The sequence below is a fragment of the Salibacterium aidingense DSM 18341 genome (assembly GCF_000429685.1).
In the GTDB taxonomy this organism is placed as follows: Bacteria; Bacillota; Bacilli; order Bacillales; family Marinococcaceae; genus Salibacterium; species Salibacterium aidingense.
This window is the reverse complement of sequence record NZ_AUCI01000032.1, coordinates 1-12,883: the sequence shown is the minus strand read 5'-3', so window position 1 is coordinate 12,883 and position 12,883 is coordinate 1. Positions and strand designations below refer to the sequence as shown.

Genomic DNA, 12,883 nt, shown 5'->3' with positions numbered 1-12,883 from the left:
GTTTGTTTGAAAAAGGTTTCTTTTGGGATAGTAACCGTTATAGTATGTTTGTAAACATTTGTAAGCGCATACGCTTAAAATCTGAAAATTGGAGATTTTTCTGCTTATCCGTGAACTTCTCTGTGAAGTCATCAAGTCCTTTGTAAGCTTCCAACAAATCATGGTGCCCCCGCCACTCTCTTCCCCCAAAAACAACCCAACCCTTGAATTACATGGAAAAATAAAATATAGTGATATTAAGTCACTTTTGTCCAAAATGGATAAAAACAACGTATAGACTTAAGAAGAGAGGAAATATGGGATGAGTAAGCTGCCTGGAGGAATATTAAATCTTCCTCAAGATTATAATCATCATTTATTAAAACTGGATATCGCAGCCGGACTGACCGTATTTATTATGCTCGTACCACAGGGTATGGCTTATGCCCTTTTGGCCGGCCTGCCGCCTGTGATGGGATTGTATACTGCCACCATTCCGCTCATTATTTATGCGTTATTTGGTTCTTCCCGTCAGCTGGCTGTCGGTCCGGTTGCTATGTCATCCATTCTCATTTTTTCGGGTGTTTCGCTGTATGCAGAACCAGAGAGCTCTGAATATATAACCCTTGTGTTGTTATTAACCCTGATGGTGGGAGTTATGCAGTTTTTGTTAGGGGCTGTAAACGCTGGAGCCCTGATTAAATTTATATCTCAGAATGTAATCAGTGGATTTACATCAGCAGTGGCGATTACGATCGGTTTGAGCCAGCTGGGAAACTTTTTCGGGATCGATATGGCAAATCAGAACCGGCTTGTGCCATTAGTAGTGTCTTTATTCCGAAACATTGCCGACATTCATATTCCGACCACTGTGATCGGCGCTGTGAGTCTGCTCCTTTTAATGGGGTTGAGGAAACGAACGAAACTACCACTACCTTTACTTGTTGTGGTCTTAAGTATTATGACGGTTTACTTTTTTCATTTGGACAGAGCAGGGATTAAAATCGTAGGAGAGGTGCCGCAGGGCTTTCCCGGCATTACGGTTCCTTCTCTGGATGTATCCGCCATGCAGGTCTTATTACCCACGGCGCTGACCATTGCGTTAATTGCGATGATGGAATCCCTCTCTATTACGAAGACACTCGCTGGCAAAGACAGTCCGCCTCTTAACGTGAATAAAGAATTGCGTGCCCTTGGCCTGGCTAATATGATGGGGTCCTTTTTCTCAGCCTATGTGGCTGCGGGGAGTTTCTCCAGAAGTGCGGTAAATCACCGGTCGGGGGCTGTCTCCCAGGTATCGATGATCATAACGGCTATCGGCGTGGTCCTTACTTTATTTTTCTTAACACCATTGTTTTATTACCTGCCGCAGACGGTGCTGGCAGCTATTATCCTGTCTGCTGTGGTTGGTTTAATCAATATCCCCTCGCTTCGCTATGCTTTCCAAATTAAGCCGGTGGATGGATGGGTCTGGATCATTACCTTTGCCGCTACGTTACTCATCGGGATTCAATGGGGGCTTTTAATCGGTGTCGGCGTGTCGTTATGCATTCTCATCCACCGCATATCCCACCCTCATATTGTGGAAATAGGATGGGATGAAAAAAGCAAAAGCTACCGAGATGTAGAACGGTTCTCAAATGCCCAACATGTACCGGGAAAAGTGCTGCTGCGTATTGATGCCAGAATTCATTTTTCCAATGTCAGTTACCTGGAAAAAGTCGTGGAAACAGCTATCATGGAAGCGGAGAAAAACATGGATACGCTGCATGATGTCGTCATTGATATGGGTGGCGTGAATGATATAGATACCGCCGGGATTGAGGCGTTGGAAAGGCTGATTCGAAAATATAAGTCCCGGGAGAATATAAATGTGTGGTTCGTTCAATTAAAGGGGCCGGTGCGGGATCTGCTGCTTCGTGCCGGATGGAAGGAACGTTTCCCTGATGTGATGAGCTATCTGCCGATGGATGAATTTTTGAAGGAAAAACAAGGGCCGAATGATTATATGATATAATTTTTAAAAAAGATGAAGGAGAAAATCCCGTGGTAGAGGAAATATTAAGCCGCCATTCCCCCAAATTTCATGGAATGAAAGAAGTATACCGCTGCATTCATCAAAAGAAACGTATTACCAAAGCGGAGCTGCTGGAACGGACGAGAATGAAGCAGACAACGGTTGTCAGGCATTTAGAAGCATTGAAACAATACGGTTTGATCCGCGTTGCCTCCTTCGATGACTCCTCCGGCGGACGGCCCCCAGCCCTTTATGCGATTGAACCGGAAGCTGCTTTCATTATCGGCATCGCGCTTTCCCGAGTGGAAGCGACTATCACGATCGTTAATATGTCGTTTGAGCCTGTCGCAGAAGAAACCTTTGCCATGACCGAAAAGCATACTCCTTCTCTCACGATAGAGTTACTGAAAAAGACTATTCATTCTCTGCTGGAAGACCATCATATTATGAAGAACGACATTTTGGGCATCGGCATTGGCACCGTGGGCCCGCTGGATCGGGAAAAAGGTATAATGTATCCGGAAGGGTTCGTGGCTCCAGGCTGGCACGAAGTTTCTATTGTGGAACAGATGAAAGAGGCATTCCAGACAGAAATTTTTCTGGAAAACGGCGCGAATACCGCGGCTTTATATGAATCACTGAGTAATCAAGAAAGCAGGAAAACCATTCTTTACTGTATCAGCGGATGGGGGCTCCGCTGCGGGGTTCTCATGAACGGTAGTATTATGCAGAGCCGGAAGGGAGATGCTAGTTCATTTGGAGAAATGATCATCGACGTTCCATCTGGCAGAACCTTATCTTCCTGTATTTCCTATCACCACCTGGCAGCAGAGGTCTCCCGCTTGATGCTGACAGGAGAACGCAGCGAGAATAAAAATGAAATTATGGAGCATGTGGTGAATGAGCTGAAAAAAGGCAGTCCCGAGATCGAAAATGTGGTGCTGGCGTCTGCTTATTATTACGGGATCGGCTTGGCTAATATGATAAACGTCCTTCACCCGGAAATTGTGGTATTGAACAGTGACCTTATGAACATCTACCCCGCTTACTACGACAAAGTGATTCAAACAGCGGAGGCCTTCATTTTTCAGGATTTGACCTTTCAGCTAGCCGGAAATACTGAAAATCCAATATCAATTGGAGCCTGCGTATTAACCTTTCAATCAAAAATCGGCTGAAGCGGAGAGGGGGATGGCGCTTATTGGCAGCGGATCAGCGAAAATCGAAAACTGATCAGCGATTTTTGAATCAGCGAACTCCACTTCCTAACTCAAAAAAAGCCCGGCGTTTATCATAATACTGGAGGAGGAGAACGATGAAAGAAACGAATGAAATAAAACCATGCTGTGCAGCGAGCCGGAGTAATTTTCAAGAGGAGAAAACCCCAGCAGAAAAAGCTACTGTTTCGTCCGGCAGCGCATTTCAGGAAAAATTAATTTATATCCCGGGCGGCGAATTTTGGATGGGCACGGAAGATGAGGAAGGCTTTCCGGGGGATGGAGAAGGACCGGTCCGGAAGGTGCAGGTGAAGCCCTTTTATATGGATGCACATACCGTAACGAACGCAGAATTCGATGCGTTTGTGCGGGATACCGGCTATGTGACCGAAGCGGAGCAGTATAGATGGTCCTTCGTTTTTCATCATTTCATTTCAAAGCAGGCGGGGCAGGTGCAGCAGCTGCCTGATACCCCGTGGTGGTACGGGGTGGACGAGGCTTTTTGGTACCAGCCGGAAGGGCCGGGATCCACCATCGAAGATAGAATGGACCACCCAGTGACCCATGTCTCCTGGAATGATGCAGAAGCCTTCAGCAAATGGGCTGGGAAGCGGCTTCCCACGGAGGCGGAATGGGAATACGCAGCCAGGGGAGGCCTGGAGCAGAATCGGTACCCGTGGGGAAATGAGCTGACCCCGGGCGGAGAGTATTACTGCAACATCTGGCAGGGAAAATTCCCTTTTGAAAATACGAAAGAAGACGGGTATGCCAGCACCGCTCCTTCCGTTTCATTTCCTCCGAACGGCTACGGGCTGTATAACGTTTCCGGTAACGTGTGGGAGTGGTGTTCCGATTATTTTTCAACTAATCCCTCGCCGGCTTCTGATCAGGACACTCCGATGGTGATCAGGGGAGGTTCTTATCTGTGTCATCATTCGTACTGCAATCGATACCGAGTAGCGGCCCGAAGCATGAATACCAAGGACAGCTCCACCGGGAACATGGGCTTTCGCTGTGCCGCAGATGTTTAGCTGGAGTTTCTTTCCCCTTCATAGCTGGGAAGAGAGGCAGGAGATGCTAACCCGGAAGGAATAAATTCTTCCGGTCGGCAATGGGGGAGAACTGGGAGAAGTCACTAATTTATGCCTGTACATGGCTTCGGATGAATCCAGGCACTTCAGTGGCGCTGAATATATTGTAGACGAAGGTATGATAGCAGGATAATGTAAGAATCGGAACGGCTCAGGCTGTTTCGGTTTTTCACTTAAAAAGGAAAATAGAGGGATTTGTCGAAAAGTAGCAGGGAGGAAAAGGAGGGTTATAAGGATGAAAAAAATAGGAATCTACTTGTTCGATGAGGTGGAGGTTCTTGATTTTGCAGGGCCGTATGAAGTGTTTTCGGTGGCATATAAAGACCGTTTCGAAGACAAACTGTTTGATGTTACAACCATTTCTGAAACCGGCGATATGATCTCAGCCCGTAATGGCCTGCAGGTCATGCCGGACACGAGCCTCGATCAAGCGCCGAATACTGATGTCGTAATTATTCCAGGCGGCCAAGGAGCCCGGGAGAAAGAGGCTTACAACGAAAAACTAATAAAATGGCTCCGCGCGTGTCAGGATTCTGCAGAGGTCATTGCGTCAGTGTGTACCGGGGCGCTTGTGCTGGCGAATGCAGGACTCCTGGATGGGAAAAGGGCGACAACCCACTGGGGCTCGTATGATCGACTGGCTGCGTTTTCTTCCGTGGACGTGCAGCATAATGTAAAATTCGTCGATGAAGGGTCCATTGTCACCTCAGGAGGTATTTCAGCAGGAATCAACATGGCTTTTCATCTCATGGAAAAGTTTGAAGGGAAAGAGGCAGTGACCCAGACTGCCAGATGGATGGAATATGATCTATAATGATACAGGGAAAAATGCTGGCGAGATGCCAGTTAGAACCAGACAGTTGGAACCTTCCGCAAGCAGTGAGGAAACGATAGGGGTTGTCACAGAGGCGGCAGCGGATTTTAATATGGAATATACTTGGTGAGTGAAGAAACGGAAAAAGTCGTTGCATGCTGCACAAAGCAGTGATTGACTCCAAAAAAACAGGTAAAAAATCGATTACCCCTTTTTGTGATATGACAAAAAGGGGATTATTTTATACCTCAGGAGGACATTTTTTCCGTTATTTCTTCGATTATTCCCACTTTGAAGGAGAAATTGGACATTTGGTGCGTTATTTTTCTTTTTCAGCGTAAAAAACTGGTCTAGAGTCCAAATAGCGGAACAAATGTCCAAAAAAGCCATCAAAGGCCGTCAAATCAGCCATTTAGCGGAATAGATGTCCGAAAGGTGCACGTCCTATATCCTTACTCCAGCGAATGTTCTTCCCCATGCGTTTAAACAAAAGCACAAATAAGAATAATTACTATTTACAATCCGTAATAATTTCGGTACACTATTGAAGTATAAATCGTAATTATTACGAATTGGGGGATACATAATATGAAAAGTCAATTACGTTTTATTCTTCCAGGGATTTTACTTGTTTTAGTGATATCGGCCTGCTCAAGTGAAGAGGCAGATGAAAATGAAGAGTCGGCAGACAATACAGAAGAACCGTTAAAGGTCTACACGACGCTTTTCGCTTGGGAAGACTTTGCCAATAAAATTGGGGGAGAGGAAGTGGAGGTAGAAAACATAATCCCTGCGGGAGCAGACGCGCACAGCTTTGAACCTACCTCTCAGACAATGATAGATATCGCTGAATCTGATTTATTTATGATGAATGGGGCAGGGATGGAAGGCTTTGCGGAATCCGTAAATGAAACGTTGGAAGAAGAAGGTGTTTCCTCGTTGGAAGTAACCAATGGTATCGACCTTATTGATTTCCATGAGGAACATACCCATTCCCATGACCATACGGACGAACACGATCATGACCATGAAGAAGAGCACGAGCATGACCATGATCATAGTCACGGCGACGTTGACCCTCATGTTTGGCTGGATCCCGTCAGATCCAAGGAAGCTGTCGATAATATAAAAGACAAACTGATAGAACTACGGCCGGAGCAGGAGGAGTATTTTGAGGGAAATGCGGAAGAAGTGAAAAATAAGTTAACCGCTTTAGATGAAAAGTTTTCAGAGATGGCTGACACAGCAGAGAATCATCAATTTATCGTCTCCCACGCAGCCTACGGGTATTGGGAAGACCGCTATGATTTAGAGCAGATCAGCGTATCCGGCCTTTCTCCGTCCGATGAACCTTCTCAGCAGGAATTGGAAGGTATTATAGAGACGGTGGAAGATGCTGGCATTAACCATGTTATGTTTGAACAGAATGTCGCTTCGAAAGTAACAGAAGTGATACAGGACGAAGTAGGAGCAGAAGCATTACAGCTTCATAATCTTTCGGTGCGTGTCGAGGAAGAAATTGAAAATCAGGAAGATTATTTCGATTTAATGCAGCAGAATATAGAACAATTATCTATTGCTCTGGCAGTTGAAGGGGATGCTGCAAAAGGCAGTAATGGCAAGGACGGCGGGGCCCCGGATATCGTTGTAAAAGGAGCAAAGGACCATTACCACAGCGGAGATAATATAGAGCTTACTTACAGTATTCAAGGGGAAACAGAATCAGACCATGTGCACTGGCTCGAAAAATCGCCGGAAGAGGAAGAAGCAGAAGTCGTCGATGGAGAAGAAACATACACAGCCGCGGCCTCGAAAGACTTGGACGGGACAGAGGTGTCTGCGGCGCTGTATGATGACGACCACAACATCATCGCTCAAACAGAACCAATTGTTATACACATTGATGATCATGAAAATGGAGATGATCACAATCATTAAGGGAAAGGGGCATAATAATGAAAAAAATTCCTGTCACGGTGCTGAGCGGGTATCTCGGAGCCGGGAAAACCACCGTTTTGAATCATATCTTAAATAACAGAGAAGGTCTTAAAACGGCTGTTATTGTAAATGACATGAGTGAAGTGAATGTAGATGCGAATATCATTGATAATGGCGGCTTTAAACGAACCGAAGAAAAAATGGTCGAAATGTCCAATGGTTGTATTTGCTGCACCCTCCGGGAAGATCTGCTGGTAGAAGTGAAACGGCTGGCGGAGCAGGGGGATATTGATTACATTTTGATCGAATCTTCCGGAATCAGTGAGCCGATTCCGGTGGCGCAGACATTCAGCTATATCGATGAGGAAATGGGAATAGATTTAACGAGGTACTGCGAGTTGGACACCATGGTGACAGTGGTAGACGCCAATCGGTTTTGGGAAGATTTTTCCTCGGGAGAATCGCTGCTGGATCGAAAACAGCAGGCGGTCGACGAAGATGAAAGGCAGGTGGTGGATCTCTTGATCGATCAGGTCGAATTCTGTGATGTTATGATCCTCAACAAAATCGATATGGTGCCACCGGAACAACGGGAGCAGTTAATCGCTTTTCTGCGCAAATTACAGCCGGAAGCGAAACTCATTGAGACGAACTACGGAAACGTTCAATTAAGGGATATTCTCGGCACAGGACTGTTTGAATTTGAAAAAGCCAGTGAATCAGCAGGCTGGCTGAAAGAACTGGAGCAGGAGGAACACACCCCGGAAACCGAAGAATACGGCATCCGCTCCTTTGTCTACCGCCGTAGAACCCCTTTTCATACAGAACGGCTGAAGCAGTGGTTTGAAGATTATCCCAAAGAAATCGCCAGAGCGAAAGGTATTGCCTGGCTGTCCACGTATCATTCCATGGCTTTTATGCTCTCCCAAGCTGCTTCCTCCATCACACTGGAATCCATTACGTATTGGGTGGCGGCCTTGCCGTTAGCGGAAAAAGGCGAAATTCTGCGGGAGCAGCCGGAAGTGAAAGAAGAACTGGAAGCTTACACCTATGGAGACCGAAAGACAGAACTTGTCTTTATCGGTGTCGATTTGGACGTGGAGAACATCGAACGGACATTGGACAAGTGCCTCATTCAGCCAAGGGAAATAGAAGAATGGCGTAAATCATTTGAAGCAGAACGGGAAAAAATTCCCGGACTTTAAAAAGAAGGAGAGGAAGACATGGCCAAGAAATCAAAGATCGCCAGAGAAAAACAGAGACAGAAAACAGTGGAGAAATACGCCGCGCTTCGTAAAGAACTAAAAGAAAAAGGGGATTATGAAGCCTTAAAAAAACTACCACGTGACGCCTCCCCGACACGACTGCACAACCGCTGTAAAGTCACCGGAAGACCAAAAGGATATATGCGGAAATTCGGCATGTCCCGGATCGCTTTCAGGGAGCTTGCCCATAAAGGGCAGCTTCCCGGTGTGAAAAAATCAAGCTGGTAAAACGTAATGTCATTGACATCCTTTACCGGATGGTTATATGATGGACCTATATAAAAACGAAAAAGAGGGTGAACTGTAGGAACATGAAGTATTAATCCTATTTTTAAGAACAGATAAATGAGTGGTGACATGCCCTTCTCAGGGAAGGCTGTTTGGCATGGCATTTATCTATGTTCAGAATAGGATTGGTATACGATGTGTTCTGCAGTCCCGCAGGCGGAATATGCCTCCTATTCTGAACGTATGTCCAAAAAGAATAGGAGGCTGTTTTTATGGTCTCCATCAAAAAATGGAGATGATGAATTTGGTATTAATACATTTGCAGGACATTCAGTTTGATGTGAAAGATAGAACCTTATTTACCATAGACAATCTGAGCATTCATCAAGGAAACCGGATCGGGCTTGTCGGCCGTAACGGCTCAGGCAAGACATCGCTGCTGCACCTATTAGCCAAAGAGGCCGCCCCCTCTGCCGGAACGGTGATCACCCATTCTTCTGTTTCCCTGCTTCCGCAGTTGAAGCCGAAGACAGCCGCGAAAAGCGGCGGTGAAATTTCGCAGGCTGTCATCGACGAAGCGCTTTCCCGGGAAACCGACGTGCTTCTGGCCGATGAGCCTACGACCCATTTGGATACAGGGAACGTGGAAAAACTGGAACAGCAGCTTCGTCAGCGCCGTGAAGCGATGATTATCGTCTCTCACGACCGTGCCTTTCTCGATGCGCTTTGCACGCAGATTTGGGAAATCGAAGACGGGAGTGTTCATGTTTATCCCGGTAATTATACGGATTATGAACAGCAGAAGGAAAAGGCCCGCAACCATCGTGAAAAAGAATACGAGAAATACCTCAAGACCAAAAAGCACCTGGAGGAAGCGATACGGCAGAAAGAACAGAAAGCACATAAAGCGGTAAAAAAACCAAAAAATACGTCCAAATCGGAGGCAAAAATTACTGGGGCGAAGCCATATTTCGCCAAAAAACAGAAAAAGCTGAATCAGGATGTGAAGTCGATTCAAACCCGGCTGGAGCAGCTGGAAGAGGTGGAAAAGATCAAAGAGCTGCCGCCTGTCAAAATGCAGGTGGTACAAGAAGAATCTCTCCAAAACCGCACCATTATAAGAGGGGAAAAAGTGAGAGGATACGCAGGAAGCCGGCTGTTGTGGGAAGAGTTTGACTTTTCGATAGCAGGCGGGGATAAAGTCGCTCTCATCGGGCGAAATGGAAGCGGGAAAACGACGTTCTTACGTAGGATACTGGACGAAGCGGAAGGGATTCATGTGGCTCCGCCCGTCTCCATCGGCTATTTTAGTCAAATGCTGGAGGTTCTGGATGTACAAAGATCTATCTTAGATAACGTTCGAAGCACTTCCTCCCAGGAACAGACCCTTATCCGTACTGTTCTGGGCCGCCTTGGTTTTTTTCAAGATGATGTGTTTAAACCGGTGGCTGTTCTAAGCGGAGGGGAACGGGTCAAAGCTGCACTTGCCAAGCTGTTTGTCAGCGATGTCAACGTCCTGCTTCTGGATGAACCTACCAATTATCTGGATATCAACGCTCTAGAAGCGCTGGAGTCCCTGTTTACCGGATATTCCGGCACGGTACTATTCGTCTCACACGACAGACGCTTTCTGGAAAATACCACGACAAGAATATTTGCCATCGATAATAAGAGTATTCATACATTTGAAGGATCTTACCAGGCGTATCTGCATGCAGAACCGGATCAAGAACACGAACCACTCGAAGATGAACTGCTGAAGGTGGAAACAAATATATCCGATGTATTAAGTCGTTTAAGCATGAAGCCATCAGCAGAACTGGACGAGGAATTTCAACGGCTGCTGCGGCAGAAAAAGGAGCTGAAGAAACAGCTGGAGGAAAAAGTTAAGCATGAGTATTAGTGGGCATTCACCCATGGGGACTGACATGAATATCCTAATGCTGATAACCATCTTACCATTTGGAGGGATCCAGCATGGGGTATTATGTTCAGGTAGAGCCGGGCGTAAAGTTATATGTAGAAGACATTAATCCGCAGGGGAGCCAAACGATTGTATTTCTCCATGGATGGCCATTAAGTCATACACAGTTTGAATACCAGTTTGACGTGCTTCCATCCATGGGGTACCGCTGCATAGGCATCGACTGGAGGGGGTTCGGAAAATCGGATAAACCCTATTTCGGCTACCATTATGACAGACTGGCCGATGATATCCGCACGGTCATCGACAGCCTGCAATTAGAAAACTTCGTGCTTCTAGGACACTCCACCGGCGGGGCGATCGCGATACGATACATGGCCAGGTACAACGGGTACGGCGTATCTGACCTTGTACTGGTCGACGCGGCTGCTCCTGTCGGATTCACCCCGGAAACAGCCAACGAGCTTCTCGCCGAAACGTTGAATGACCGCCCGAAAATGATGCGGGGCGTGACGGAAACCTTTTTCTTTCAGTATATCACGCAGCCTTTCTCCGACTGGTTTATTCAGATGGGGCTGGAAGCGGCCGGCTGGTCGACAGCGGCGGTTGTTGTGATGCTGAGAGACGAAAACCTTTATGCAGATCTTGGGAAAATAGAAGCCCCGACACTTATTATCCATGGCATTCATGACAAAGTGATTCCATTCGCCCAGGCAGAGGAGCTGCATCAAACCATCAGCAATTCCGAGCTTGTCCCTTTTCAATACAGCGGCCACGGTGCGTTTTGGGAACAACGGCACGAGTTTAACCAGGTAACGGCACAGTTTATGGGGCATCACCATTAACCCTTAAAGCTGATGCCACCCGTTTGCATTAGTTTTTCAGCAATCTCCATGTCACTTAAGCCGGCTCCTTTGCCCTTTTCTTATTTTACGAACCGAATGAGCAGCGGAAGACGGTACCATTGGCCGAAGAGGGCAAAGAGGATCAAAACGAGCAATACCGCGGTAAAGAGAAAAACACCAATAATAAGAAAGAAAATGGAGGTGATTCCTCCCAACGTCAAGGTGATACCAATCAACGGCACTTTCTCTATCAGCCATTCCAGCCCTCCCCCCAAGTTGGCAGCAGCCAGTTGAAATAGAAATAATACCAGTAAGTATATATGAAGACTTGTGATGAAGTTTATGTTTTGTTTCACGTGTTTTTCTATAAATGAAGAATGATTCTTCAGCAGACGATAAAGCAAATAGGCAATAAGAATGGCAAGCAGTGGTATAGGGAGCAGCAGCGACAAGGTGTAAACCCCCGCAGCGATGATTCGATCTTGAATGGGGACGGATAACGACATGGAATACTCCTTTGATCCATCGTATTAGTATATTAAGATAACAACTCTTTAGTGTGTTTTAGTAGAACGTTTCGGCGGCAGCTCATGCATCTCTTTTTTGATAAACCGGACGAGCAGTGGTATACGTGTCCATTTTCCAAAAAATACGAGAAGAAGAAGCACGACAAGGGTGATATAAAATACCGTTTGCAGCAAAAGCAGGAAAAAGATTGGAGACAGTATCCCTCCGAGGAATAACAATGGCTGTAAAAACATCTGCTCCGATAACCAATCCTGAAGCCCTGCTCCGCCCAGACGCAGTCCGCGTTCTAATATAAATACAAAAAAATTAACGGCTCCTCTATATATGTAATAACTGAGCACCAGATTCACGTTTTGTCTCACATGGTGAAAAACATACCGGGACGTTGTTCTAAATATAAAATAATAGACCAGAACTGCTCCAATCGTCAGTACGGCATCGATGGAGAGAAGCGGACCGGCTAAAAAGAGGGGGAGGGCATACCCTGCACCGGCAATGATCCGTTCCTTTAATGGCGGTTGGAAATGCATAGTCATACTTCTTTCCTTTATCAACGATTATTCCATAGTGAGACAATTTTACCACATGATACATCACATGTGGTAAGGACTGGATCATTTAAAATTTTTTAAAACACGATGATATACTTAGTGTTATAGTTTATCTGCCATGGGGAGAGCTTTATCCCTTTTTTCTTATCTGGGGATATTCCCGCGAAAAAAAGAGTTTGGGACAATACCATTATAAGATAAAAATTTCCGAACGATTAATCCATAAATCGTTCGGAAATTTTCGTTCTGTCCTATTTATCGCTCCGTCAAAAACTTCGCTTTCCGTGGGCACGGCTCGAGCCTCCTCGGCAGAAACCCTCTGCCTGCGGGGTCTCGAGACACGTGCTGTTCCCACAGGAGTCTTCGTATGTTGACGACGCTTAGGAAGTACTGTTTACCATAGAAGACGAGATGTTCAGGTTTTCAACATTCCTCTTATCTTTTGTCCCGGTCTCTTTTTTAATTTTTGTCTCATTTTACGTGATA

12 protein-coding genes are annotated in these 12,883 nt (G+C 46.0%); 10 read left to right on the top strand and 2 right to left on the bottom strand.

What is annotated here, in order from left to right; all coding sequences use genetic code 11:
• Positions 1-301 precede the first annotated feature (301 nt).
• From G475_RS0120015 to G475_RS0119965, 10 genes are all read left to right on the top strand, one after another.
• The gene (locus tag G475_RS0120015) at positions 302-1,996 is read left to right on the top strand and encodes a SulP family inorganic anion transporter (protein WP_026702783.1); all 1,695 of its coding nucleotides are present in this window, start codon (positions 302-304) and stop codon (positions 1,994-1,996) included.
• A gap of 29 nt (positions 1,997-2,025) precedes the next feature.
• Positions 2,026-3,174, top strand: a complete 1,149-nt coding sequence (locus tag G475_RS0120010) for an ROK family transcriptional regulator (protein ID WP_026702782.1) — start codon at positions 2,026-2,028, stop codon at positions 3,172-3,174.
• A gap of 137 nt (positions 3,175-3,311) precedes the next feature.
• Positions 3,312-4,244: a formylglycine-generating enzyme family protein gene (locus tag G475_RS0120005; RefSeq protein ID WP_026702781.1), complete on the top strand. Its 933-nt coding sequence runs from the start codon at positions 3,312-3,314 to the stop codon at positions 4,242-4,244.
• A gap of 295 nt (positions 4,245-4,539) precedes the next feature.
• On the top strand, positions 4,540-5,118 hold the full coding sequence (locus tag G475_RS0120000) for a DJ-1/PfpI family protein (protein ID WP_026702780.1): 579 nt from the start codon (positions 4,540-4,542) through the stop codon (positions 5,116-5,118).
• A complete protein-coding gene (locus G475_RS27390; RefSeq protein ID WP_156911821.1) occupies positions 5,108-5,248 on the top strand; it encodes a hypothetical protein in 141 nt (46 codons plus the stop codon). The genes G475_RS0120000 and G475_RS27390 overlap by 11 nt, the downstream gene beginning before the upstream one ends.
• A gap of 458 nt (positions 5,249-5,706) precedes the next feature.
• Positions 5,707-7,056 carry a metal ABC transporter solute-binding protein, Zn/Mn family gene (locus G475_RS25780; protein ID WP_084414215.1) on the top strand — a complete coding sequence of 450 codons (1,350 nt, stop codon included), beginning with the start codon at positions 5,707-5,709 and terminating at the stop codon, positions 7,054-7,056.
• A gap of 14 nt (positions 7,057-7,070) precedes the next feature.
• Complete coding sequence (locus tag G475_RS0119980) at positions 7,071-8,261, top strand: GTP-binding protein (protein WP_026702778.1); 1,191 nt, start codon at positions 7,071-7,073, stop codon at positions 8,259-8,261.
• Between the two features lie 18 nt (positions 8,262-8,279).
• Positions 8,280-8,549 carry a 30S ribosomal protein S14 gene (gene rpsN, locus G475_RS0119975; RefSeq protein WP_026702777.1) on the top strand — a complete coding sequence of 90 codons (270 nt, stop codon included), beginning with the start codon at positions 8,280-8,282 and terminating at the stop codon, positions 8,547-8,549.
• A gap of 304 nt (positions 8,550-8,853) precedes the next feature.
• Positions 8,854-10,452 (top strand): Vga family ABC-F type ribosomal protection protein, encoded by a 1,599-nt coding sequence (locus G475_RS0119970; RefSeq protein ID WP_407636217.1) that lies wholly within the window; start codon positions 8,854-8,856, stop codon positions 10,450-10,452.
• 74 nt (positions 10,453-10,526) lie between these two features.
• The gene (locus tag G475_RS0119965; RefSeq protein WP_026702775.1) at positions 10,527-11,318 is read left to right on the top strand and encodes an alpha/beta fold hydrolase; all 792 of its coding nucleotides are present in this window, start codon (positions 10,527-10,529) and stop codon (positions 11,316-11,318) included.
• Between the two features lie 80 nt (positions 11,319-11,398).
• Here G475_RS0119965 and G475_RS25775 read toward each other — a convergent pair whose 3' ends face one another.
• Entirely contained in the window at positions 11,399-11,824 is a 426-nt protein-coding gene (locus G475_RS25775) for a DUF4870 domain-containing protein (protein WP_035712119.1), read from the bottom strand.
• A gap of 48 nt (positions 11,825-11,872) precedes the next feature.
• Positions 11,873-12,382 (bottom strand): hypothetical protein, encoded by a 510-nt coding sequence (locus tag G475_RS0119955; protein ID WP_156911818.1) that lies wholly within the window; start codon positions 12,380-12,382, stop codon positions 11,873-11,875.
• Positions 12,383-12,883: the final 501 nt, after the last annotated feature.

Coding starts and splice junctions, on each gene's coding strand:
- rpsN (WP_026702777.1), top strand. CDS start 8,280: ATGGCCAAGAAATCAAAGATCGCCAGAGAAAAACAGAGACAGAAAACA.
- G475_RS27390 (WP_156911821.1), top strand. CDS start 5,108: ATGATCTATAATGATACAGGGAAAAATGCTGGCGAGATGCCAGTTAGA.
- G475_RS25780 (WP_084414215.1), top strand. CDS start 5,707: ATGAAAAGTCAATTACGTTTTATTCTTCCAGGGATTTTACTTGTTTTA.
- G475_RS0119955 (WP_156911818.1), bottom strand. CDS start 12,382: ATGACTATGCATTTCCAACCGCCATTAAAGGAACGGATCATTGCCGGT.
- G475_RS0119965 (WP_026702775.1), top strand. CDS start 10,527: ATGGGGTATTATGTTCAGGTAGAGCCGGGCGTAAAGTTATATGTAGAA.
- G475_RS0120000 (WP_026702780.1), top strand. CDS start 4,540: ATGAAAAAAATAGGAATCTACTTGTTCGATGAGGTGGAGGTTCTTGAT.
- G475_RS0120005 (WP_026702781.1), top strand. CDS start 3,312: ATGAAAGAAACGAATGAAATAAAACCATGCTGTGCAGCGAGCCGGAGT.
- G475_RS25775 (WP_035712119.1), bottom strand. CDS start 11,824: ATGTCGTTATCCGTCCCCATTCAAGATCGAATCATCGCTGCGGGGGTT.
- G475_RS0120015 (WP_026702783.1), top strand. CDS start 302: ATGAGTAAGCTGCCTGGAGGAATATTAAATCTTCCTCAAGATTATAAT.